The sequence below is a fragment of the Caballeronia sp. Lep1P3 genome (assembly GCF_022879595.1).
In the GTDB taxonomy this organism is placed as follows: Bacteria; Pseudomonadota; Gammaproteobacteria; order Burkholderiales; family Burkholderiaceae; genus Caballeronia.
Map to the genome: position 1 here is coordinate 315,545 of NZ_CP084267.1, position 24,118 is coordinate 339,662.

20 protein-coding genes are annotated in these 24,118 nt (G+C 65.9%); 11 read left to right on the forward strand and 9 right to left on the reverse strand.

Annotated features, from left to right (window positions below; all coding sequences use genetic code 11):
• Positions 1–11: 11 nt before the first annotated feature.
• Complete coding sequence (locus LDZ27_RS22015; RefSeq protein ID WP_244817912.1) at positions 12–953, reverse strand: LysR family transcriptional regulator; 942 nt, start codon at positions 951–953, stop codon at positions 12–14.
• 113 nt (positions 954–1,066) lie between these two features.
• Between LDZ27_RS22015 and LDZ27_RS22020 the strand changes: the two genes are divergently transcribed.
• The 7 genes from LDZ27_RS22020 (at position 1,067) to LDZ27_RS22050 (ending at position 8,442) form a co-directional block, all read left to right on the forward strand.
• Positions 1,067–2,578, forward strand: coding sequence for a CoA-acylating methylmalonate-semialdehyde dehydrogenase (locus LDZ27_RS22020; protein ID WP_244817913.1), 1,512 nt, complete (start codon positions 1,067–1,069; stop codon positions 2,576–2,578).
• 120 nt (positions 2,579–2,698) lie between these two features.
• Positions 2,699–3,790 carry a nitronate monooxygenase family protein gene (locus tag LDZ27_RS22025; RefSeq protein ID WP_244818008.1) on the forward strand — a complete coding sequence of 364 codons (1,092 nt, stop codon included), beginning with the start codon at positions 2,699–2,701 and terminating at the stop codon, positions 3,788–3,790.
• A 133-nt stretch (positions 3,791–3,923) separates the two neighbouring features.
• Positions 3,924–4,874: a TauD/TfdA family dioxygenase gene (locus LDZ27_RS22030; protein ID WP_244817914.1), complete on the forward strand. Its 951-nt coding sequence runs from the start codon at positions 3,924–3,926 to the stop codon at positions 4,872–4,874.
• 33 nt (positions 4,875–4,907) lie between these two features.
• Entirely contained in the window at positions 4,908–5,990 is a 1,083-nt protein-coding gene (locus LDZ27_RS22035; RefSeq protein ID WP_244817915.1) for an ABC transporter substrate-binding protein, read from the forward strand.
• Positions 5,991–6,022: 32 nt separating this feature from the next.
• The gene (locus tag LDZ27_RS22040) at positions 6,023–6,850 is read left to right on the forward strand and encodes an ABC transporter permease (protein ID WP_244817916.1); all 828 of its coding nucleotides are present in this window, start codon (positions 6,023–6,025) and stop codon (positions 6,848–6,850) included.
• Between the two features lie 10 nt (positions 6,851–6,860).
• A complete protein-coding gene (locus tag LDZ27_RS22045; RefSeq protein WP_244817917.1) occupies positions 6,861–7,664 on the forward strand; it encodes an ABC transporter permease in 804 nt (267 codons plus the stop codon).
• Positions 7,665–7,677: 13 nt separating this feature from the next.
• Positions 7,678–8,442 carry an ABC transporter ATP-binding protein gene (locus LDZ27_RS22050; protein WP_244817918.1) on the forward strand — a complete coding sequence of 255 codons (765 nt, stop codon included), beginning with the start codon at positions 7,678–7,680 and terminating at the stop codon, positions 8,440–8,442.
• A gap of 1 nt (position 8,443) precedes the next feature.
• Here LDZ27_RS22050 and LDZ27_RS22055 read toward each other — a convergent pair whose 3' ends face one another.
• The 6 genes from LDZ27_RS22055 to LDZ27_RS22080 all read right to left on the reverse strand — a co-directional run bounded on the left by LDZ27_RS22055 (position 8,444) and on the right by LDZ27_RS22080 (position 17,363).
• Positions 8,444–10,819, reverse strand: coding sequence for a penicillin-binding protein 1A (locus tag LDZ27_RS22055; RefSeq protein WP_370653478.1), 2,376 nt, complete (start codon positions 10,817–10,819; stop codon positions 8,444–8,446).
• A 61-nt stretch (positions 10,820–10,880) separates the two neighbouring features.
• Positions 10,881–11,234: a zinc ribbon domain-containing protein YjdM gene (locus LDZ27_RS22060; RefSeq protein WP_244817919.1), complete on the reverse strand. Its 354-nt coding sequence runs from the start codon at positions 11,232–11,234 to the stop codon at positions 10,881–10,883.
• Between the two features lie 91 nt (positions 11,235–11,325).
• Positions 11,326–13,116 carry an alpha,alpha-trehalase TreF gene (gene treF, locus LDZ27_RS22065; protein ID WP_244817920.1) on the reverse strand — a complete coding sequence of 597 codons (1,791 nt, stop codon included), beginning with the start codon at positions 13,114–13,116 and terminating at the stop codon, positions 11,326–11,328.
• Positions 13,117–13,191: 75 nt separating this feature from the next.
• Positions 13,192–14,652: an efflux transporter outer membrane subunit gene (locus tag LDZ27_RS22070; protein ID WP_244818010.1), complete on the reverse strand. Its 1,461-nt coding sequence runs from the start codon at positions 14,650–14,652 to the stop codon at positions 13,192–13,194.
• Positions 14,653–14,671: 19 nt separating this feature from the next.
• On the reverse strand, positions 14,672–16,243 hold the full coding sequence (locus LDZ27_RS22075; RefSeq protein WP_244817921.1) for an MDR family MFS transporter: 1,572 nt from the start codon (positions 16,241–16,243) through the stop codon (positions 14,672–14,674).
• Positions 16,236–17,363, reverse strand: coding sequence for an HlyD family secretion protein (locus LDZ27_RS22080; protein WP_244817922.1), 1,128 nt, complete (start codon positions 17,361–17,363; stop codon positions 16,236–16,238). The genes LDZ27_RS22075 and LDZ27_RS22080 overlap by 8 nt, the downstream gene beginning before the upstream one ends.
• A gap of 178 nt (positions 17,364–17,541) precedes the next feature.
• Here LDZ27_RS22080 and LDZ27_RS22085 point away from each other — a divergent pair, with 178 nt between their 5' ends.
• The 4 genes from LDZ27_RS22085 (at position 17,542) to LDZ27_RS22100 (ending at position 21,697) form a co-directional block, all read left to right on the forward strand.
• Positions 17,542–18,171: a TetR/AcrR family transcriptional regulator gene (locus LDZ27_RS22085; RefSeq protein ID WP_244817923.1), complete on the forward strand. Its 630-nt coding sequence runs from the start codon at positions 17,542–17,544 to the stop codon at positions 18,169–18,171.
• A 161-nt stretch (positions 18,172–18,332) separates the two neighbouring features.
• Positions 18,333–19,061 (forward strand): heme-binding protein, encoded by a 729-nt coding sequence (locus LDZ27_RS22090; RefSeq protein ID WP_244817924.1) that lies wholly within the window; start codon positions 18,333–18,335, stop codon positions 19,059–19,061.
• Between the two features lie 310 nt (positions 19,062–19,371).
• Positions 19,372–20,331: a bile acid:sodium symporter family protein gene (locus tag LDZ27_RS22095; protein ID WP_244817925.1), complete on the forward strand. Its 960-nt coding sequence runs from the start codon at positions 19,372–19,374 to the stop codon at positions 20,329–20,331.
• 121 nt (positions 20,332–20,452) lie between these two features.
• Positions 20,453–21,697, forward strand: a complete 1,245-nt coding sequence (locus tag LDZ27_RS22100) for a multidrug effflux MFS transporter (protein ID WP_244817926.1) — start codon at positions 20,453–20,455, stop codon at positions 21,695–21,697.
• Here the strand turns inward: LDZ27_RS22100 and LDZ27_RS22105 are convergent.
• Positions 21,694–22,122 carry a PGDYG domain-containing protein gene (locus tag LDZ27_RS22105; protein WP_244817927.1) on the reverse strand — a complete coding sequence of 143 codons (429 nt, stop codon included), beginning with the start codon at positions 22,120–22,122 and terminating at the stop codon, positions 21,694–21,696. The two genes, LDZ27_RS22100 and LDZ27_RS22105, sit on opposite strands and share 4 nt — an antisense overlap.
• On the reverse strand, positions 22,119–24,068 hold the full coding sequence (locus LDZ27_RS22110) for a DUF4231 domain-containing protein (protein ID WP_244817928.1): 1,950 nt from the start codon (positions 24,066–24,068) through the stop codon (positions 22,119–22,121). Before LDZ27_RS22110 ends, LDZ27_RS22105 begins: the two co-directional genes overlap by 4 nt.
• Positions 24,069–24,118 lie beyond the last annotated feature (50 nt).

A 24,118-nucleotide genomic window follows, 5' to 3' on the forward strand; every position in this document is an offset into this window, starting at 1 on the left:
GATTCGCCGCTTCAGAGCGGAAAGCCGCCCGCGAACGCTTCGCGCAGATAGCCGATGAAAAGCGCCACCGCGCGCGGCACATGCGGCGCATACGGCCTCACCACATAGAGCTGATCCGCGAACGCGCCGATCGGCCTCCAGTCCGGCAGCAGCACGACGAGCTTGCCCCCCTGGACCGCCGCCTGCGCGCTGAAGTCGGGAAGCAGCGCGATGCCGAGATCGTCGAGGGCGGCATCGCGCAGCACTTCGCTGTTGTTCGCCGAAAACGCGCCGTTCACCGCAAGCGTGACCGGCGCCGCCGTCGTCTTGCGCGCGCCCTTGCGCGCGAACGACCAGATGCTCGCCGCCTGCGTGCGCGGATAGAACAGGCAGTCGTGCAGCGCGAGATCGGCGGGCGTCGCGGGCGTGCCGCGCCGCCGGAGATACGCGCGCGTCGCGACGATGACCGAATGTGTATCGCACAGCTTCCATGCGACGTGCGTCTCGGGCGCCTGCGCGCTGTGCCGGATGGCGAGATCGAAGCCTTCCGTCGCAATCGACGTGAGCCGGTCCGACGCCTCCAGTTGCACGCGCACTTCCGGATGCGCGTGCAAGAAACCCGCGAGCCGCGGCACCAGTTGCTGACGCGCGAACGCGACCGGCGCGGTCAGACGAATCAGCCCGCGCGCGACGCCCGCCATTTCCCGCACGCTCGAAAAACTCGCGGCGATCTGCTCGTATTGCGCGCGGGTGTCGTCGACGAGCCGGCGGCCCGCCTCGGTGAAGCGCACGCTGCGCGTCGTGCGCGTGACGAGCGGCACGCCCGCCGCGCGCTCCAGTTCCGCGATGCGCTGGCTCATCGCCGCCTTGCTCACGCCGAGCCGCGCCGCCGCCGCCGTGTAACTGCCCTGTTCGGCGAGCACCGTGAGCCAGTGCAGATGCGTCCAGAGCGCTTCGATCTTTTGCTCGTCCATTCGCGGATTGTTTGCCGTAGTGAACAACGAGTTCAATGTTAACGCCTTTGCGCGGCGGCAATCGCTTCCTAAACTGACGGCATCAGCACACTTTCGCGAGACAGGGAGACGAAATGCAAGCCTTCAACGATACCGCCGATGTCGTCCACTACATTCACGGCGCGCGCGTAAGCGGCGCGGCCACGCGCTCGCAGCCGGTCTTCAACCCCGCGACCGGCGAGCGTCCGCGCAAGCTCGTGCTCGGCGAAGCCGCCGATGTCGACGCCGCCGTCGCGAGCGCGAAGGCCGCGTTTCCCGCCTGGCGCGATACGCCGCCCATTCGCCGCGCGCGCGTCATGCTGCGCTTTCTGGAACTGATGAATCAGCATCGCGATGAACTCGCCGCGATCATCACCGCCGAGCACGGCAAGGTTTTCTCCGATGCGCAAGGCGAAGTGACGCGCGGCATCGAGGTGATCGAATTCGCGTGCGGCATTCCGCAATTGCTCAAGGGCGATTTCACGGAGCAGGTTTCGACCGGCATGGACAACTGGACGCTGCGTCAGCCGCTCGGCGTCGTCGCGGGCATCACGCCGTTCAACTTTCCGTGCATGGTGCCGTGCTGGATGTTCCCGGTCGCCATCGCAACGGGCAACGCGTTCATCCTGAAGCCGAGCGAGCGCGACCCGTCCGCCTCGCTTTTCATGGCGCAACTTCTGAAGAAAGCCGGCTTGCCCGATGGCATTTTCAACGTCGTGCAGGGCGACAAGATCGTCGTCGATGCGCTGCTCGAACATCCCGATGTGCGCGCGATCAGCTTCGTCGGCTCGACGCCGATTGCCAACTACATCTACGAAACGGGCGCGAAGCACGGCAAGCGCGTGCAGGCGCTCGGCGGCGCGAAGAATCACATGGTCGTGATGCCGGACGCCGACATCGAACAGGCGGTCGATGCGCTCATCGGCGCGGCCTACGGTTCGGCGGGCGAGCGCTGCATGGCGATCTCGGTTGCCGTGCTCGTGGGCGATGTGGCGGACAAGATCGTGCCGCGTCTTGCCGAGCGCGCGCGCCAGCTCGTCGTGAAGAACGGTATGGAGCCGGATGCGGAAATGGGCCCGATCGTCACGCGCGCCGCGCTGGAACGCATCGAAGGCTATATCGCGATGGGCGTCGACGAAGGCGCGCAACTCGTCGTCGATGGACGCGGCCTCAAGGTCGAAGGCCACGAAGACGGCTTCTTCACGGGCGGCACGCTGTTCGATCACGTCACGCCGAACATGCGCATCTACAAGGAAGAAATCTTCGGCCCGGTGCTCGCGTGCGTGCGTGCGAAGGATTTCGGCGAAGCCGTCGATCTCGTGAATGCGCACGAGTTCGGCAACGGCGTCGCGTGCTATACGCGCGATGGCCACGTCGCGCGTGAGTTCGGGCGCCGCATCGAAGTGGGCATGGTCGGCATCAACGTGCCGATTCCGGTGCCGATGGCATGGCACGGCTTCGGCGGCTGGAAGCGCTCGCTCTTCGGCGATACGCACGCTTACGGCGAGGAAGGCGTGCGCTTTTATACGAAGCAGAAATCCATCATGCAGCGCTGGCCCGAAAGCACCGAAAAGGGCGCGGAATTCGTGATGCCGACCGCGAAGTAACGGTCGCACGCATGCGCATGCCGCCCGCTTTCTCCCCGGAGAAGCGGGCGTTTTGCTTTGCCGGGCAAAGCCATTCTGGAGGGATGTTTCCATGACGAACGCAGCAAGCAGAACACGCTGATGCCCTTGCTCGGCATCACGAAGCCCATCATTCAGGCGCCGATGGCGGGCGTGAGCACGCCGGCGCTTGCGGCGGCGGTATCGAACGCGGGCGGACTCGGCTCGCTCGGCGTCGGCGCGATGAACGCGGACGGCGCGCGCAAAGTGATTCGCGAGACGCGCGCGCTGACGGACAAGCCGTTCAACGTCAACGTGTTTTGCCATCGGCCCGCGCAGGCGAACGAAGCCATCGAGAAAGCGTGGATCGACTGGCTCGCGCCGGTCTTCGCGCAATACGGCGCGAAGCCGCCGCAAAAGCTGAGCGAGATCTATACGAGCTTTATCGTCGATGACGCGATGCTCGACATGTTCCTCGAAGAGAGGCCGCCGATCGTCAGCTTTCATTTCGGACTTCCGTCAGACGACACGCTCGAGGCATTGCGCCGCGCCGGCATCACGCTGATCGCATCGGCGACGAATCTGCGTGAAGCGCAACAACTCGCCGACGCGGGCATCGATGCGATCGTCGCGCAGGGCATCGAAGCGGGCGGGCATCGCGGCGTCTTCGATACGGACGCACACGACGACGCAAACGACGACGCGCTCGGCACGTTCGCGCTCACGCGCCTCATCGCAAGCCGGTTCGACGTGCCGGTGATCGCGGCGGGCGGCATCATGGATGGCGCGGGAATTGCGGCCGCGCTCGCGCTCGGCGCACAGGCCGCGCAACTGGGAACGGCGTTCGTGCCGTGCACGGAGACATCGATCGACGAGGGTTATCGCCGCGCGATCCTGAGCGATGCGGCGCAGCGCACGATCCTTACCGCTGCGATTTCCGGGCGTCCCGCGCGCAGCATCGTCAACAGGTTCACCGAACTGGGCGCACGCGCCGATGCGCCGCGCAATGCCGCGTATCCGATGACCTACGACGCGGGCAAGGCGCTGCACGCGGCGGCCAAAGCGCAAGGCGAGTTCGGCTACGGCGCGCAATGGGCGGGGCAGGCCGCGGCGCTCGCGCGCGAATTGCCCGCGGCGGAACTGGTCGCGCGGCTCGTCACTGAGTTGCGCGAGAGCATCGCGGGCTTGCACCACTATGCGGCCGAAAGCGAGTAATCGCGCTGCTATCGGCATCAGGCCGGCGCTGTAAAGCTAAGTCGAAACGCTTCGTTGGATGCGTTCGCGTGGAGTGCTTCAATGTCTTCTCCCCAAGCGACTCAACGCGAACCCGCCAACAACGGAGCCATCGATGTCCGATACCGTCTCGCTCGCCAACGCCTCTTCCAGCGACGCCGCACGTCAGCCCGCCGAATTCCACGAGCCGTTCCAGGTCCGCCCGATAGGCGGGCGCATCGGTGCCGAAGTGCGTGGGCTCACGCTCTCGGCCGATCTCGACGATGCCGCCATCGGCGCGATCAATGCGGCGCTGCTTCGGCATAAGGTGCTGTTTTTCCGCGGCCAGTCGCATCTCGACGACGCCGCGCAGGAAGCCTTCGCCGCGCGCTTCGGCGAGACGGTCGCGCATCCGACGGTGCCTTCGCTTGCGGGCGGCAGCCGTCTGCTGGAACTCGATTCGAAGCACGGCACGCGCGCCAATTCCTGGCATACGGACGTGACTTTCGTCGATGCCTACCCGAAAATCTCGATCCTTCGCGGCGTGGTGATTCCGCCCGCAGGCGGCGACACCGTGTGGGCCAATACCGCCGCCGCGTATGCGAACCTGCCGCAAGCCCTGCGCGATCTGGCGGACGGCTTGTGGGCGCTGCATTCGAACACTTACGACTACGCCGCGACGCGCAGCACGCCCGATACCGAAGCGGACCGCGAGTATCGTCAGCAGTTCACCTCGACGCTTTACGAGACCGAGCATCCGGTCGTGCGCGTGCATCCGGAAACCGGCGAGCGCACGCTCGTCCTCGGCCACTTCGTGCAGCGCTTCCTGGGCCTTTCGCAGCGCGATTCGGACCGGCTCGCGGCCATCTTCCACGATCACGTCACGCGCCTCGAAAACACCGTGCGCTGGCGCTGGACGCAAGGCGACGTCGCGATCTGGGACAACCGCGCGACGCAGCACTATGCCGTCGCGGATTACGGCGACGCGCATCGCGTGGTGCGACGCGCGACCGTGCATGGCGACGTACCCATCGGCATCGACGGACGCACGAGCCGCATCGTCAGACGCGAGACGCGCACGCACTGAGCGCACCGCCCACGCCCACTTCGATATCGCCCGATGACACCAAGCCCGATCCTTAGCCGCTTCACGCGCCATCTCGTTGCCTTGCTCGGCGCGGCGCTGCTCTCGGCCTCGGCCGCCCATGCCGCCGAACCCGCCGTGGTACGCATCGGCGTCGCGCAGCAAGGCTCGGGCGATCCGCCCGTCTTTGGCGGGTCGCCCGCCGCGACCGCACTTCTACAGCATCGCGTGGAAGATGCGCTCAAGCCCGAACACGTCGACGTGCAATGGATCTTCTTCAAGGGCGCGGGACCGGCCGTGAACGAAGCCCTCGCGAACAAGCAGATCGACTTCGCTTATCAGGGCGATCTGCCTTCGGTGCTCGGACGCGCGAACGGACTCAAGACGCACTTGCTGCTCGCGTCGAACGTGCGCGCGGGCGTCTATCTCGCCGTGCCGCCCGGCTCCGACATCAAGAGCGTGAAGGACCTCAAGGGCAAGCGCGTCGGCATCTTCCGGGGAACCAACCTTCAGTTGGTCACGGACAACGTGCTGAAGGAGAACGGTCTCACCGAGCGCGACCTTCGCGTCATCAATCTGGATACGGCGGCGGCGCAAGCGGCGCTCGCATCGAAGGGCGTGGATGCGGTGTTCCTCGACTATTCGCTCTTCAAGCTGCAACGGCAGGGGCTCGCGAAGATCGTCTATGCGTCGCGCGACGGCGGTTTGCAGCTCACGCGGCAGGCGCATCTGCTGGTTCTCGACGACTACGAGCGCGGGCATGCCGATACGGTGCAGAAGGTCGTGACCGCGGTCGTCCAGGCGGCGCAATGGCAGTCGAACGAAGCGAACCGCAGCGCGCTCTTCACGCTGTGGGCGAAGTCCGGCGTGCCGGCCGAATCGTGGCAGGACGAGTACGCGAATCAGTCGCTCAAGGACCGCAGCTCGCCGCTCATCGATCCGTTTCTCGTCGCGCGATACCAAGCCGTCGCCAACGATGCGCTGCGCCTGAACCTGATTCGTCAGCCCGTCAGCGTGGATGGCTGGTTCGAGCCGAAGTATCTGAATCAGGCGATCAAAACGCTCAATCTCGACGGCTACTGGCCGCGCTTCGATGCGTCGGGCAACCCGCTCGCGTAACGCTCATCCATTTCGCTAGGAGATTTCCGCACATGGCGAACGCACTCTCGCGCGTGCAGCTTTTTACGGGCCGCGAACGCGCCCGCCACTCTTTCGCCGATACGGCGCGCGCGATCGCGTGGACCGCGCTTCCCTGGCTCGTGCCCGTTGCGTGCGCGCTGCTGTGGGTGCTCGGCTCGCGCAACGGATGGATTTCCGCGCAGGTTCTGCCACCGCCCGCGCTCGTCTTCGATACGCTCGGCGCGCTTGTCAGAAGCGGCGAACTGTGGACGCATCTCGGCGCGAGCGTGTCGCGCGTGGCGGTGGGGTTCATCGGCGGCGTGGCGCTCGGCGTCGTGCTGGGCGCGTTGCTCGGTCTTTCGCGCTCGCTCGAAGCGTATGTGCTGCCGAGCTTCAACGCGATCGTTCAGGTGCCGGTGCTGGGCTGGCTGCCGTTTCTGATGATCGTCGTCGGCATCGGCGAGCCGCTGAAGTATCTGCTGATCGGTCACGCGGCGCTCGTGCCGGTGACGTTGAGCACGCTGCAGGGCTTTCGCGGCACGCCGCCCGCGCTGCGCGAAGTGGCGTCGGTGTATCGCCATACGCGCTGGCAGACCATCTTGCATGTGACGCTGCCCGCCGCGCTTCCGATGATCGGCACCGGCGTGCGCCTCGCGTTCACGAAGGCATGGCTTACGCTCGTCGTCGTGGAACTGGTGGCGTCGTCGGAAGGGCTCGGGTATCTCATCGTCTACGGGCGACAGCTCTTTCAGCTCGACCTCGTGCTGGCTGCGGTGTTGATCGTCGGGGCCATCGGTTATGTCGCGGACCGGTCGCTCAATGCGCTCGAACGCAAGCTCGATCGCGCGCACGCTCGATAAGGGAGACGCCATGTCCACACTGGAACTGGAAGCAGGCAATGTCGATGCGCGCCGCGCGCGCGGACCGCGACGCTGGCGGGGCGCCGTACTGCCGCTTGCCGCGCTCGCGCTGTGGTGGTTCGTCACGCGTCACGCACAAAGCGAGCATGGCGTGATGGTCTCGCCCGCGCAAGTGCTGCATACGGCCATCGAGCAGGCACGAAGCGGTGCGCTTGCGCGCGCGCTCGAAGCATCGCTTGCGCGCGAATTGACAGGCTTCGCCATCGGCACGGCGCTCGGTCTCGCGCTCGGCGCGCTGCTCGGCATGTCGAAGCTCGCGAATCGCGCGATTGCGCCGAGCTTCAACACGTTCAAGCAGGTCTCGCTCTTCGCGTGGATTCCGCTGATCTCCGTCTGGTTCGGTCTTGGAGATGCCGCGAAGGTCGTGTTCCTGTCGCTCGCGGCGCTGGTGCCGGTCGTCGTGCATACGAGCGACGGCATGCGCGCGGTGCCTGAAAAATGGATCGAAGTGGCGCGCACGTTCGGCTACGGCAGGCTGCAAACGCTATGGCACGTGGTGCTGCCCGCCGCGTTGCCTTCCATCTTCACGGGCGTCTATCTCGCGCTCATTTATTCGTGGCTCGCGACGCTCGGCGCGGAGTATCTGCTCGTCGCTGGCAGCGGCATCGGCAATACGCTCGTGGATGGCAGCGAGCAGTTCCGGATGGATCTCGTCGTGTTCGGCGTGATCGTGGTCGGCGTGACGGGCTGGGCGCTCAATGCGCTGGCGCGCGCGGTGCAGCGCCGCTGGTTCGACGCATCGCGCTTCATATAAGGAAACCTACGGAATGGCAACACTCACGCAGGACGGCAGCCTCGCATTGCGCCACGTCACCAAGCGCTTTTCCGCCGATGACGCCGCGCCCGTGCTCGATCACATCGATCTCGACGTGGCGAGCGGCGAGTTCGTGAGCATCGTCGGGGCGAGCGGTTGCGGGAAATCGACGCTGCTGCGGCTCGTCGCGGGACTGGACGGCGCATTCGACGGCGAGATCGACTTCGGCGGCGCGCGCGTCATATCGACGGACCTGTCGCGCGGCATCGTGTTTCAGGATCATCGGCTCTTTCCGTGGCTCGATGTCGCGCAAAACATCGCGGTCGCGCTGCGCAATGCGCCGTTATCGCGGCAGGAGAAGGCGCGCGCCGTGGCGGAGCATGTCGCGCTCGTCGGGCTGCGCGGCTACGAGCGGCACTATCCGCATCAGTTGTCGGGCGGCATGGCGCAGCGCGTGGCCATCGCGCGCGGCCTCGTGAATCGTCCGCGTCTGCTTTTGCTCGACGAACCGTTCGGCGCCCTCGATGCGTTGACGCGCGCGCGCATGCAGGACGAATTGCAGCGCATCTGGGCCGCCGAGCGCATCACGATGGTGCTCGTCACGCACGATGTCGAGGAAGCGGTGCTGCTCGCGGACCGCGTCGTCGTGATGCAGGCGCGTCCGGGCCGGATCGCCGATGTGATCGATGTCGATCTGCCGAGGCCACGCGCGCGCACCGATGCGCGAATCGCGCGGGTGAAAGACGAGATCGTCGCGGAGTTTTTCTCCGAGGCGTGACTTATTCCGCGGACGATGCGGGCGCGGGCGCTTCGCTCGCCGAGGACGGCAAGAGCGGCGGCATCGTCGAGAATACCGGCGGTCTCGGCGCATCCTCGGTCACGACCGCTTCCGCTTCGGGCTCCGACGAAGCGGGCGCGCGCTTCACATGAACGCGCTTTTGCGGGGCCGTTTGCGCCGGCTTCGGCTGCGTCTTGCGGAAGGTTTCATCGATCCATGTGCGCAGGCGCGCGACCATCGTCTGCCAGGCGCTCGGCAGCGGTTGCGTATCGAAACGCGCACGCGCGTCGATCAGATGCGAGCGCAACGCGCGCTGCGTGAAATCGCCGACCATCGGCAACGCGCTGTGCGCGCCTTGTCCCCAGTAGTCGCTGCGCAGCGTGACGCGGCTATCGTTGAAGCCGACCCATGCGCCCGCCACGAGCTGCGGATGCATCAGGATGAACCAGCCGTCCGCGTTGTCCTGCGTCGTGCCGGTCTTGCCCGCGACATCGCCGCGAATGCCGAAGCGCGTGCGAATGGCCGTGCCCGTGCCGCGATTCACGACATCGCGCATCACGTCGATGAGCTTGTGCGTCGCATCGGCGGAGAGCGCGCGCTGCGGCGTGCTCTCGAACTGCGCGAGCACGTCGCCCTTCCTGTTCTCGATGCGCGTGACGAGCAACGGCTCCATGTAGTTGCCATCGTTGGCGATCGTGCCGTAGGCCGACACCATTTCCTTGAGCGTGACGGGACTCGTGCCGAGCGCGAGCGACGGCACCGCGTCCAGATGACTTTCCCGCACGCCCATGTCGCGCGCGAGCCGCGCGACGCGCGCGGGGCCGACCGTCTGCATCAGTTGCGCGGTGATGCGGTTCTTCGAGAACGCGATGCCGTCGCGCAGGCTGACGGCGCGGCCGCTCGGCGGCGTTTCGTCGGTCGGGCGCCACGTCTCGTTGCCGCTCACGGCAATCGTCACGTCCTGATCGATGAACGTGTCCGACGGCATCGCGCCGCGCTCGAAGGCCGCGCCATACACGAACGGTTTGAAAGTCGAGCCGGGCTGACGGCGCGCCTGCGCGACGTGATCGAACGGGTCCTGCGTGAAGTCGCGGCTGCCGACCCACGCCTTGATCTGGCCATTGCGCGGATCGAGCGCGACAAAGCCCGCCTGCACGCGCGTCTTGTTCTCGCAGAGCGCCCGCATGAAATCGCGGTTCGCGGCGAGATGCGCGAGCGCATCGGCGTCGTTCGCGCCCGCATCGCGCGCCGCGCGATAGTCGCCCGTCTCGCGGATGAACGCGCGCGCAAGCTCCGCGTTCGCGCTCGCGCAGCCGCCTCGTCCGCCCCATGCGGCGTTCGCGATCGACTGCAACTGATTGCCCTGCAACGCGAGCGCTTGCGCGGCCATCGCCTGAAGACGCGAGTCGATGGTCGTGCGCACGACGAGGCCATCGGAATAGATGTTGAAGTCGTTGTCGTCGGCCCATGAAATGAGCCACTTGCGCAATTGCTGCGCGAAATGCGGCGCGCGTCCCGGCTCTTCGGTCTGCCGCTCGAAGTCGATGCGAAGCGGGCGCTTCTTCAGCGCGTCGAGCTTGTTCGGCGCGAGATGGCCGAAGCGCACCATTTGCCCGAGCACGATGTTGCGTCTGTCGAGCGCGCGCTCCGGATTGATGACCGGGTTGTAGTAGCTGTTGCCCTTCAGCATGCCGATGAGCGTAGCGCTTTGCAGCACGTCGAGCTGGTCCGCGGACGTGTCGAAATACGTGCGCGCGGCCATTTCGATGCCATACGCGTTGTACAGGAACGGCACCGTGTTCAGATACGTTTCGAGAATCTCGTCCTTCGAATAGACCGCTTCGATCTTGAACGCGGTGATCGCTTCCTTCAGTTTGCGCGTGAGCGTCTGCGAGCGGCCGATTTCATCGGGATACAGATTGCGCGCGAGTTGCTGCGTGAGCGTGGAGCCGCCCTGACGGTCGCCCGAGAATGTATGCAGCGCCGCCGATGCCGTGCGCCGCCAGTCGATGCCGTGATGCGCGTAAAAGCGCCGGTCTTCTGTCGCGATCAGCGCATCGATCACTTGCGGCGAGATTTGCCGCAGGCTCACCCATTCACGATGCGTCGGCCTGAACTCGGCGAGGAGCTTGCCGTCGGCGGAATAGATCTGCGCGGGTTGATCGACCTTGGCCTTGCGGATATCACTGATGCCGGGCGTGAACGGGATCAGCGCCAGCACATACAGCACGAACAGCGCTGGCACGAGCAGCAGCGTGCGGGGCCGGACATGCGGACGCAGCCGGGCCGCGAGACGGACGAGCATCGCGTGCGCGATGGCTTTGAATTCGGGCGCGGTCAAGACGAAACGGCAGGCAGAGGCGTGGAAAGCCTGCATCGTAACGCATCTTTACAGTGCGCTTGCCGTGCCTCCCGCCGCGCGCATTCGGCGCGTTCCTTCATGCCTTCTTCACGAATTCGGATTTCAGGCTCATTGCGCCGAAGCCGTCGACTTTGCAGTCGATATCGTGATCGCTGTCCACGAGGCGGATGTTCTTGACCTTCGTGCCCATCTTGATGACGCCGCCCGAGCCTTTCAGTTTCAAGTCTTTGATGACGGTGACCGTGTCGCCGTCCTGAAGAATGTTGCCCGCGCTATCGCGATACACCTTCGCGGCAGGTTCGGCGGACGCGCCCGCCTGTGTACCTGATTGCGCGCTCCATTCATGCGCGCATTCGGGGCAAATGAAGACGCCGCCATCTTCGTAGGTGAATTCGGAATGGCATTGCGGGCAGGGCGGGAGTGCGCTCATCGGGAATCCTTCGGTATTGCTGTTCGAAAGCGCGAGAGTATAGCGCCGCGCGTTATGCCCGATGAGCGCCGTTGTGCCGCTTCCCGTGCCGCTATTGCGACGGCTCCGCCGGACTCAGCCGATGCGTATTCTTCGACGCCTTCGCCGCCGATGCCGCCGCGTCCGCGACGCCCGCCGCACCCGATGGCACATCGACAGGACGCGTCGTCGCGCCCGCCGCCGACGGATACATCGCCATCAACGTGCGCAGCACGCCGTTGGTCCAGCCGAAGCCGTCCTGCAGCGGATATTCGCCGCCGCCCGCCGCCGTCGATCCGGCTTTCGCATCGACATCGTATTTCTCGACGAGCTTGCCGGTGTGCTGGTAATACGCGACGTTCGTCTGAATCCAGCGCTCGGCGATCTCTTTGGCGAGCGCCGATTGACCGTAACGGCGAAGGCCCATCACCGCGAGATATTGCAGCGGCGCCCAGCCGTTCGGCTCGTCCCATTGCTGGCCCGAGCGCACGGTCGTCGTCGCGAGCCCGCCCGGGCGCACGAGCCGCGCGCGAAGCGTCGAGGCCACCGCGCTCGCCTGCGCCTTCGTCGCGATGCCCATGTAAAGCGGATACACCGTCGCCGCGCTCAGCCGATGCGTGAGCGCGTGCGCCTCGAAGTCGTAATCGCCGAATGCGTGCAGTTGCGGGTCCCACAAGTGGCCGCGAATGGCCTGCGCCCGCACGCGCGCGCGTTGTTCGAAGGCTTCGGCGTGCGCGGCATCGCCTTTTACGCGATACGCGCGGGCAAGCGTGCGTTCGAGGTCGTAGAGCAGCGCGTTGAGATCGGCGGGCACGAGCGACGTCACTTCGACGGTCGCGAGCGACTTGCCGTCCGAAAACCATCGCGAACTGAAGTCCCAGCCGGTTTCGCCGCCCGCGCGAAGATTGCGCCACAGGTCTTCGGCATTGCGCTGGGGCATCTGCTTCGCCGTTTCCACGTCCTCGCGATACGACTCGTCGCGCGGCGTGGCGCGGTCGTCCCAATAGCGGTTCAGAAGCGAGCCGTCAGCGAGGCGCACGACATGCCGATACGCTTTCCCCGGCTCGACCTTGTCCTCGCCATCCATCCAGTACGCGTATTCGCGCGCGAGTTCGGGCAGATAGCGGAGGTACGCGGCATCGCCGTCCGTCTCGGCGGCGAGCTGCACCATCTGCGCGAAAAACGGCGGCTGCGAGCGGCTCAGATAGTAGCTGCGATTGCCGTTCGGGATATGGCCGTATCGGTCGATGAGCGTCGCGAAGTTGTCGAGTTCGTTCTTCATCAGTTCGCGTTGGCCGCTTTGCAGCAGGCCCAGCATGATGAAATACGAGTCCCAGTAGTAAATCTCGTCGAAGCGGTCGCCCGGCACGACATACGCGTAAGGCAGCGGCAACAGTGATGACCACGGGCTCGCGTTCGCATCGGGATTGCGGCGCAGGACGGTCCACAAGGTATCGATATGCTGCGTGACGCTTTCGTTCGGGTCCGACGCGTAGCCCTTGGTTTCCCGTTGCGGCAGCGTGAAGTGCGAGCCGACGAAGCGCGCAAGATCGAAGGGCTGCGTCCGGTTCGCATAGTCGGTCATGACCTGCTTCGGCGAGACATTGGGCTGCATGTCCGCGAATGTCTTGCTGTCCGGATAAAGACGCGCGAGCTGAACCTCGCGATAAAGATCGCCGTAGAGTTCGGACGGCGGCAGTGGCGAGGCGGCGGGCGCGCTCGCGGTGACGGCGGCGGAAGCGGCCTGTGCAGGCTCTGCCGCCTGCGCTGCGTGGACGGTGGAAAAGGCCGCCGCGCTTGCGACGGCGAGCAATGCGCGTGCAAGCGCGTTGAAGGTGGCTGTAGGGTACGTCGCTCGATGCATTCGTTTCTCCGCGTGGCGCTGATGCCGACCACGCGCTGTCGCAAGATGCATTCCGCCGAGCAATCTCGCCGTTCGTTACGACTTTGCGTCAGTCGTCTGCCAGCCGAGCCCGAGGCTCTTTTGCAGCGACACGAAGTCCTTGAGCAATTCGGCCTGCGCCGCGACGACGTCCTGTTGCGCGGCGAACTGCGTGCGCTGCGCGTCGAGCAGATCGATGAGCGTGGATACGCCCGCCGTATAGCGTTGCCGCACGAGCGTGGCCGACCTTTCCGACGACGCCTGCACGTCTCTCAACCGCACGACATGCTCACGCTGATTGCCATAGCGCGAGAGCGCGGAATTCGCGTCCTTCAGCGCGGCGAGCACGGTCTTCTCGTAGCGCGCCTCGGCTTCGTCGCGCGATGCCTTCGCTGCATTCACGCTTGCCGCCGTGCGGCCGAAATCGAGAAAGCTCCATTGCAGATACGGCACGCCGAGCCACGAGAAGTTCTGCTTGCGCAACAAATGTCCGGGGTTCGACGCCGAGAAGCCGATGTCGCCGAGCAGCGACACCTTCGGGAAGTAATCGGAAATATGCTCGCCGATTTGCGCATTGCTCGATGCGAGACGCCTTTCGGCCGCGCGGATATCGGGGCGTTGCTGAAGCAGCGTCGCCGGATCGCCGATCGGCACCGACGCGGGGAGCGCGGGCAGCGGCGCGGGCTGCGCGAGTTCGGCATCGAGCGCGCCGGGCGCGCGGCCCGTCAGCACGGCGAGCTGATCGAGCGAATCGGTGATCTGCACTTGCAGCGGCACGAGCGTCGCGCGCGTGGTGTCCACTTGCGTCGTAAGGCGCTCGACATCGACTTGCGCCGCCGTGCCGCGCGCGCGGCGCTGCTCGGTGAGCGTGAGCATCTGCTGCTGATATTCGGCGGTGCGCTCGGCGAGCGCGAGGCGTTCCTGCTCGTCGCGCAGGTCGATATACGCGGATGCCACTTCCGCCGCGAGCGAGACCTGCGCATCGGAGAGATCGGCGTGCACGGCTTGCGCTTCGTCCGATGCCGCTTCTATCGCGCGGCGCGTGCCGCCGAAAAGATCGATTTCCCACGACGCATCGAAGCCCACGGTGTAGAAATCGACCGGGCCGCGCCCGCCGCCCGAAGCGTCCGATGGACCGAGTATCGACGTATCCGGCGAGCGCATGCGCAAGGCCGCCGCCGACGCCGATGCCTTCGGCAATTCGTTGGCCTGCTGGCCGCGCAACTGCGAGCGCGCCTCGCGCAAGCGCGCCTGCGCCATTCTGAGGTCGGGATTGTGCGCGAGCGCCGCGTCGACGAGCGCGTTCAGCTGCGAGTCGTTCAGCGCGCGCCACCATGCAGCGGGCGCGTGCGTCGCGGCGATGCCTTCCTGCGGCGCGCGTACGAAGGCGCCGCTCTTCACGGCGTCGCCAGCAATATCGGGCGCGCCGCGATAGTCGGGGCCGACCGTGCACGCGGCGAGCGCGATCGCGGTGAGGGGCAAGAGGAGGAAAGAGAAGCGGAAGCGGCGAGGGAACATCGTGGAAGAAATCATTGCGTCAGTGTCCGGCGGACGGCGTCTCGCCGGGGGCGTGCTTGGGCGTCTTGAGCAGCATGGCGAGCGGCAGGCACGCGATGAGTGCAATCGCCAGCACATAGAATGTTTCGGAGTACGTCATGACGACGGCTTGCTGCCCGATCTGCATCGACAATTGGCCGAGCGCCTGCAGCTTCGCGTGCGCCATGTCGCCGCCTTGCGCGAGGAAGCTTGCGGCGCTCCCGGCGATGCGTTCCTGAGCGATCACCGAGTTCGCGCTCACCGACTCGCGAATGGCGGCGGCGTGAAAGTCGTTGCGCCGGTCGATGACCGTGCCGAGAATCGCGAGCCCGACCGAGCCGCCGAGATTGCGCGCCATGTTGTAGAGGCCCGCCGCATCGCCGGATTCTTCGCGCGACACCGCGGCCATCGACGCCTGGTTGAGGGGCATCATCGCGAGCATTTGGCCGAAGCCGCGCAGGATCTGCGACCAGAAGAAGTCGTGCCCGACGCTTTGCGCGGTGAGCGAAATGTCGAGCAGGCAACTCGTCGCGAAGCACAGCAAGCCCGCTATGACCATCACGCGGAAATCCACCTTGCCGAGCAGGCGCGGCAAGATCGGCATGATGAGAAACGCGGGCACGCCCGAGATGAGCATGATCGAGCCGGATTGCAGCGCGTTGTAGCCCGCGACGATGCTCAAGAACTGCGGCAGGAGAAACGACACGCAGTAGAGGCCCGCGCCGACGGCGAACACGATCAGAATCACGCTTGCGTAGCGCAGGTTGCGCAGCAGCGAGAGCCGCACGATGGGCTGCTTCGCGACGAACTGCGACAGCGCGATCAGCAGCATCCCGAACGTGGCGACGCAGGTGAGCATCACGATTTCGCTGGATTCGAACCACTGGTTGCGCTGGCCTTCTTCGAGCACGACCGTGAGCGAGCTCAGGCCGATGGCGAGCCCCGCAATGCCGGTCCAGTCCGCCTTGAGGAAAGCTTCCCACTGCGGCTTTTCGGCGGGCAGGCCGGAGAGCAGCAGCGTCACGAGCGCGACGCCCACCGGCAGGTTGATGAAGAAGCACCACGACCACGCGATGTTCTCCGCGAGCCAGCCGCCGAGCACCGGCCCGAGCAACGGGCCGAGCAGCACGATCAGCCCGAAAATCGTCATGCCGACGGGCATCTGCTCGCGCGGCAGCCGCGTGCGGATGATGGTCTGCGCGGTCGGGATCATCGCGCCGCCGGTGAAGCCCTGACCGATGCGGCCCACGACCATCATCGGCAGCGAGGTGGACAGGCCGCACATGACCGAGAACAGCGTGAACAGGACCGCGTTGCCGAGCAGGAAGTTGCGCAGCCCGAACACGCGCGTGAGCCAGGCGGCGAGCGGGATCATCACGATTTCCGACATCAGGTAGCCGGTCGAAATCCAGGTGCCCTCGGTTCCGGTCGCGCCGATTTCGCCCTGAATCTGCGGCAGCGCGGAGTTCGTGATGGAGATGTCGAGCGTGGCCATCAGCGCGCCGAGCGCGCCCGCCGTGACCGCGATCCAGTCGGTCGCGCTGGCCCGCGCGTGCGCCTGCGCGTCACTCATGGCGATTCTCGGCGGCGATGCGCCTGCTTTCGTCGGTGGCGGATTTCGTATCGACATCGACGGTCACGGAGAGTCCCGGCAGCAGCACCTTGCGCGTCTGCGGGCCGGTGTCGATCCGAATGCGCACCGGCACGCGCTGCACGATCTTCGTGAAATTGCCGGTGGCATTCTCGGGCGGCAAGAGCGCGAACTGCGCGCCGGTGCCGGGCGAGAAGCTCTCGACGACGCCGTGCAGGTCCGTGCCCTTGAGCGCGTCGACGTGCAGCGTCGCCGGCTGGCCGATACGCATGCGGCCCACCTGCGTTTCCTTGAAGTTCGCTTCGAGATAGACGGTCTGCACCGGCACGACCGTCATGAGGCGCGTGCCCGGCTGCACGTACTGGCCGACGCGCACGGTGCGGTCCCCGACGCGGCCCGCGAGCGGGCTGTAGAGCGTGGTGTCGTTGAGATCGAGCTTCGACTGGTTCAGTTGCGCCTGCGCCGCTTCGAGTTGCGCGCGCGCCTGCGCGATCTGCGCTTCGGTGCCGCCGATCTGCGTGGCGGCGCCGCGCGCGGCGGCGAGACTGGCGGCGAGCGTGGCGCGCGCCTGATCGCGCGTGCTCACGAGGCTCGCCAGGCGCTCGGCGGATTCCGCGCCGGTCGCAACCAGCGGACGATAGCGGCGCACGTCGTCTTCCGCGTGCTCGAGGCTCACGCGCGAGACTTCCGCCTGCGCTTTCGCCTGATCCGCGTTGGCGCGCTGCTGCTTGAGTTCGGCTTCGGCGCGTGAAATGTCGGCGGCGCGCGCATCGAGCGTGGCCTTGCCCTGATCGAGCGATGCCTGATACTGCCGCGTGTCGAGCCGCGCGAGCGGCGCGCCGGCCGCGACGGATTCGTTGTCGCCGACCAGCACTTCGGTCACATAGCCGCTCACCTTGGGCGCGATGGTTACGCTGTCGGCCTTGAGGTAGGCGTCGTCCGTGCTTTCGATGAAGCGGCCGACCGTCCACCAGCGCAGCCCCCACACGATGCCGACGACGACCGCGACGACGCCGATGGCGATGAGCACGCGCCGACGCGACGGTTTGCGTCGCGTGGCCTGATTAGAATCGCCGCCTTGCGCAGGCGCTGCAACTGCCATGAATTTCTCCGACTTTTTGGCGCCGCCGCGCGAGTAGCGGCAGCGGTAGAAAATGCGCGTCCAGTGCGGCGTGAGCGTTTTCGCGACGCTCGCAAAACTAGACGGTGTCGTCTAGTATGCACGATTGTAGACGCGAGCGTCTAGTTTCATTCGACTAATGGAGACACGAGGAAGAACGATGACCAAGCCCCGCGACGAACAAGAGAGCGCCGCGCCGCGGCTGCAGGCGCGCGGCCGCGCGCGCATCGAGAGCGTGCTCGACGCAACGGCGGAACTGATCGTCGAAAAGGGTCTCGCGGGCGTGACGATGCACGGCGTCGCGCGGCGCGCGCAGACGCCCATTGGTTCGATGTATCACTTCTTTCCGGACCGCGAGAGCCTGCTCACCGCGTTGTGGGACCGTCACGTCGCCGCGATGGGCGAGATCGACGACGAGCTGGGCCAGATCGACATCGAAACGTGGCGCGCGCTGTCGTCCGAGGCGGTGATCGACCGCATCATGACGCCGTACATCACGTATCTGGAGCAGAAGCCGGACTGCCTCATTCTCATGTCCGTGATGCCGCACGACGAGCGCAAGCGCGAGCCGGGCACGCTGCGCAAGGTGATCGACGCGCGCATGGCAAGCGTCAAGCCCGCCGACCGCGCGCTCTACGTCGAAATGCTGCGCGCGCTCGCGAGCGGCTCGCTGGCCATCAAGCTGCGTCCCTCCATGGGCGACGTGCAACTCGCGAGGCGCTACCTGCGCGAAGTGAAGCGCGCACTGGCCGCGTATCTCGCGGCGGTCGAAGCGTCCGTCGCGGAGTGACGCCGGCTTTCAAAACGTTTTCAGAGCGGTGTTCAAGAGCGCGAGCGCGCATCTAAAACAACGTTCGTCCTATTCGTTAAGGCATCCTATCTTGTTAGGCAGCGATCAGTTCAAGTGCTTCACTCGTGCCGTTAAATCGCCTATACGTCGGGAGAATCGCCATGCGTATGATCGCGTCTTACCCGGTCTTTGCCGGACTCTGCATCGCCCTCGCTTCGCCGCTCGCCCATGCCTATGACAACGACGACTATCCCGCCGGCCACTGCACGCTGCCGCAGGGCACCGTATCGCTCGTCGAGAAACAGCTCTATTCGGTCGTCAATGCAAGCGACGGCAACGGCGGCATCTTCAAGCCGAATCGCATGTGGGCGGCGGTCGTGGATCGCCAGGGCCATCTCTGTTCGGTGGTGAAGACCGGCGACGCGTGGCCCGGCAGCCGCGCAATCGCAATCGCCAAGGCGTACACCGCCAACGGCTTCAGCAACGACGCGCTCGCGCTTTCCACCGCGAACCTCTATGCCGCCACGCAGCCGGGCGGCTCGCTCTACGGTCTGAACAACTCGAATCCGTTCGATGCGCGCTTTCTCGAACAGGGCAGCGGCATCGGCCGCACGCTCGGCGGCGTCATCACGTTCGGCGGCGGCGTCGCGCTCTATGCGGGCGGCAAGGTGATCGGCGGGCTCGGCGTGAGCGGCGACAGCGCATGCGCCGATCACGCGATCGCTTACCGCATGCGCAAGCTCGCCGGGCTCGGCAGCGTGCCGGCGGGACAAGGGCCGAACAATACCGACAACATCATCTATTCGACGGGTCCGTCGCCGACCGGCTTCGAACACCCGCATTGCTTCCCCACCGATCTCAGCGCGGCGGCGATCGAGTCGACGCACTGACTCTCCCGCACTTGCGGACTGTGCGGCGTCCGTGCGGCGCCGCCTTTTCGTTCGCTCATCGAGGGCAACGCCGGTAAAATGCGAGGCTTGCCCGCCATCTGGCCGCCGCGCGTCACCCGCGCGGGCGGCGCCGCGATTCGGGCATTCGCCCCACGAAGGCACGCCTTTCGTCTCACACGCGGTCGTTCGATCCTGCCGCGCGCCTTTCCCGCCGACGCCCCGCGCGCCCCGACCGGCATCGCGCCGCCCGAGCGCGCCGCGTCCGCTCCCATACGCTAGGCCAGGCCACGACATCCGAGGATTGCTGCACATGCTTGCCCGCGTCACCCGTCTCTTTCCGCTTTGGGCCGTACTCGTTTCCGTCGCCGCTTACCTGTCTCCGTCGTCCGTCACCGGCATCGCGCCGCATGTGACGACGCTGCTCACCATCATCATGCTGTCGATGGGCGTCACGCTTTCCATCGACGATTTCCGGCGCGTGTTCACACGCCCCGCGCCCGTGGTCGCGGGCATCGTGCTGCATTACCTCGTGATGCCGCTCGCGGCCTGGGCGATTGCGAAGGCGCTGCGCATGCCGCCCGATCTGACGGCGGGCATGGTGCTCGTCGGCAGCGTCGCGAGCGGCACCGCGTCCAACGTGATGATCTATCTCGCGCGCGGCGACGTGGCGCTCTCGGTGACGATCAGCGCGCTCTCCACGCTCGTCGGCGTGTTCGCGACACCGCTGCTCACGCGGCTTTACGTGGATGCCTCCATCGCCGTCGATGTACACGGCATGCTCATGAGCATTCTTCAGATCGTGGCGCTGCCGATCGTGGTCGGCCTGATTGTGAATCATCTGTTCGGCAAGTTCGTGCGCAAGATCGAGTGGGTGCTTCCGCTTATCTCGATGGTCTCGATCCTGCTCATCATCGCGGCCGTCGTCGGCGGCACGCAGAAGAGCATTGCGTCGGTCGGGCTCGTGGTTGCGCTCGGCGTGGTGCTGCACAACGGCATCGGCTTGCTCGGCGGCTATTGGGGCGGGCGTCTGCTCGGCTTCGACGAAGCCGTGTGCCGCACGCTCGCCATCGAAGTCGGCATGCAGAATTCGGGGCTTGCCGCGACGCTCGGCAAGCTGTACTTCACGCCGATCGCGGCGCTGCCCGGCGCGCTCTTCTCGGTGTGGCACAACCTGTCCGGCTCGATGCTCGCGGGCCATTGGGCGGGCCGCCCGGCGAAGGGTTCCACGCGCGATGCGGACGCCCGCGGCGCCGAGGGAATCCGCGGCTAGCGCAGTCGGGCGGCGTCGCGCGATGACAGGCACAATACGCGCTGACGCCGCCTGGCCGTGCTCCATTCGTTCTTCGTACCGGCGGATGCCTCGTCACGGCATCCGCTCAATCACTGCTTCCATGAACCCTGCCCATCCCGACGGCACGCTCATTGCCGCGCGCGCCGCGAATTCGCCGCGCTTCCTGCTGTTTATCGTGTGCTTTTTCGCTTCGGCGGGCCAGCTCGCGATCGATATCTACGTGCCGGCGCTGCCCGCGATGGCGCGTTACTTCGCGACTTCGCCGCAAGCCATTCAATCGAGCGTGTCGGGCTATATGGCCGCCTACGCGCTCGGGCAACTGACGCTCGGACCCGTCGCGGATGCGTATGGACGCAAGCGCGTTCTGGCCTTCGGCCTCGTCGTCTTCACGCTCGGATGCCTGCTCTCGCTCGCCGCGACGAACCTCGAAACCTTCCTGCTCGCGCGCTGCATGCAGGGCTTCGGCATCGCGGCGACGAACCTGCTCGCCAAGGCGATCATCACCGATTCCTTCAAGGGGATGGCGCTGGTTCACGCGTTCACGTACATGTCGATTGCATGGGGTCTCGCGCCGATCGTCGCGCCGGTGATCGGCGCGCATCTGCAGACGGCTTTCGGCTGGAAGGCGTGTCTCGTCTTTCTGCTGCTTTATTCGATCGTCATGTGGGCGCTCGTCTGGCGTTATCGCGAAACCTTGCCACGGCCGGTGCGTCTCGAGCCGCGCACGCTGATTTCGAATGCGGGCAAGGTGCTCTCCAGTCCGGTGTTTCAGAGCTGCTTTCTCGCGCAAGGGCTTTGCTACAGCATCCTGCTCGTGTTCAACATCGTCGGGCCGTTCATGGTGCAGAACACGCTGCACAAGCCGCCAACGTTCTTCGGCTATCTCGCGCTCGAAATCGGCATGATGTACTTCCTCGGCGGCCTCTCGAACCGCGTGCATGGGCCGCGCCTGCCGAGCGCGGAAGCGCGGCTGCGAATCGGATCGTGGGCGATGGCGGCGTCAGCGGTCGTCATGCTGCTGCTGGCGCTGACGGTCGGGCTGAGAGTCTGGACGCTCGCGATGCCCGTTCTCGTGATGGGCTTTTGCGCCGGCGCGATGTATCCGACGCTAATGGCGAAGGGCAATTCGCTGTTCCCGCATATCGCGGGATTGACGAGCGCGATCCTCGGATGCGCGTTGCTGCTCGTTTCGTCCGCGATGATGGGCCTCGCCGGATTCGTCTCCGTGCAGATTCTCGCGCCGCTGGCCGCGTTTTTCGTGGCGGTGGGGCTGACCGTCGTGTGGATGGTGGGCAAGCTCTTGCGGCACCTCGAAGGCGTAGAAGCGGCGAAGGGCCGGGGCTAACCCGGCGCGTCCGCTCTTTCGTAGGCTTGCGCGAATACTTCGGCATCGACGAGCCCGTAGTCGGACTCGTCGTACTGCACGAGCCAGTCGCCGGGATGACCTTCGACGACATCGCCTTGTCCGCCGACGCGCACCTTCATCGGAGCCGTCAGGCGAATGGCGTAGGCGAGCAGCGGGCGCTTGCGGTATCGGCCATCGCTGACGAGTTCATACGTCTCGTCGAACCGCTCGCGGCTCACTGGCCAGTTTTCGCCGAGCGTTCCCGTCAAGATGGCGTCGCCCGCGCGAAAGCGCACCGGGCCTTCGAGCGTGTCGCACGTTCCGTCGGCTTCGGCGAAGCGCACGTCGAGCGCAACGGGGCGCTTCACCACGCGCCATGCGTCGGGCGCGTGCCTGAGGTCGGGCATGTCGGGGGAGTCCGTCATGGAATCTCGGTCTTCTGATAGTGGATCAGGTCGCGCCACTGGACGTTTTCGCCCGCGAGCAGATTCACGACGTTGAGCGCATCGAAGCGCAGGTTGGCCGCCGCCCGCCAGCCGTTCGCTTGCGGCGTCTTCAGCGCATCCTGCACCGCCTGGAGATAGGTGACGAGGCGTGCGTGCGCCTTTTTCGATTGCTGCGCGACGCGCCCGTATTCGAGCTTCGTCATCACGCCGTGCAACGCGGCGCCGAGCGCGGGCGTGGCGGCGCTGACGAGCGGCAGCAGGTGTTCGAGCTTCTCGAGAATGCGCGGGACGTGCGGGAAGGGCGCTTCGATGCCGCAGATTCGAGCGACCAGAATCAGCACATGCACCGCCGTGATGAAGGCGGCCACTTCGAAGATGCGTATTGCCAGGTGCTCCATTCGTTCGCGCAAGCCGCGCATGGAGCCGCACTTCTTGTCATGGAAGCCCAATTGTTGCTTTACGCTTTCTTCGAGCGGGGTAGCCAGTCTCACGAGCGATTCGGCTTCCAGGTCATACGAACAGTATCGCGACGGAAGTCCGCCGGCGCTGGCCGAGCGCTGCAAGAGCCAGAGTTCCGCGTTGCGCAGCCTGAGATGCCCTTTCGTCAGGACGAAAAGCGGCTCGTTGAACGGCGGCGGAATGCCGAGAAACGGCGCGAGAATTCCCAGATAGCGTATCTGTTCCGCGATGAAGCGGTGGCCGAGCCAGAAGCGATGCCAGTCGGCGCGGTGCGCTCGCCAGAACGAGACGAGAATGATGACGACGAAGACGCCCTCGGCGGCGCTCCACCAGGCGTCCCACTCGATGTCCGAGCGACGCGAAAGCAGCGACCACCCGGCGTCCGAGCTCACGATGCCGGCCACCGACGCGAACACCGCCGCCGACGAAAGCATGTACAGCAGCCAGATGCTGCTGGCGTGCCTGCGGCTTGCGATGTTCGCGCGTTCGTCGCTCCAGCGGTAGCGCATGCGCAGATGTTCCGTCGATGCCACCGCGTCCGCTTCGTCCGATGCGTGGGACGCCGCCGCGCCGCGTATCGCTCTCGATATGCCGTTCGCGATGCCGCGCGGGTTGAACATGAGCACGCCCCGCATGAGTTCGTCGAACCAGCCCACGCGCCGTTCGATCCACGACGGCGGATGCCGCTCGCTTGCATACGACTTCAGCACTTCCGTGGCCTTGCTCGGCTTGACGTACTTCTCGTCGAGCGGATTGAGCCGCCCACGCAATGTATCGATGAGCACGTCGTCGTGTGGGCCTCGCTTTTCGAAAAGCGAGCACAGCAGTCCTTCCGGCGGGATAGGCCGCGAGAACTGATAAATGCAGTATTCGGTGACGCGATCGCCCGCGATCGTATGCAGTGCGCCGTGCATGTCGATCCACAGCACGGGCATTCCGCCCTTGACGGCCCGCTCGACGAGCCGCACGACGCCGCCCGCCTTGCCTTGCGGCCGCTCGCCGTCCCAGACCGCGATCAGCATGTCGGCATACGCGAGCGCCAGTTCGTCGCGCATTTCGTAGACGGCGTCGTCATCGCGCGCGGCGTCCTCCTCCGTGCATCCGAACGCCACTGACCGGTCGGCCTTGTCGCGCGCAGCGCCGAGATGATCCGGCACGATGACGTCGACCGGCAATCGGAGCGCGTTCGCCGTCTTTATCGCGTGCTGGTCGACGCCGCTCGCCTGTCCCGTCAGCACGCGTATGGTCGTGCTTTCGGCCGCATAAAGCGAAGCGGGGAAGAGGTCGTCGAGACCGAGATCCGACCGATGAAGCTCGGCAAACGCGCCCAGCACGGCGTCCAGCCGCTTCAACGCCGGCCCCGGATTCCTGCCGCCCGCTTCCAGCCGTTCCTTGCGATGCCCGGAAACCAGCAGCGATATGGTTCGCGGAAGAAGCGGAAAGGCTTGCGGCGTGTCGATGGGCATGGTCGTCGTGGGCGAGCGTGCAGGATGTCCTTTCAACCCGAGAGCCGGTT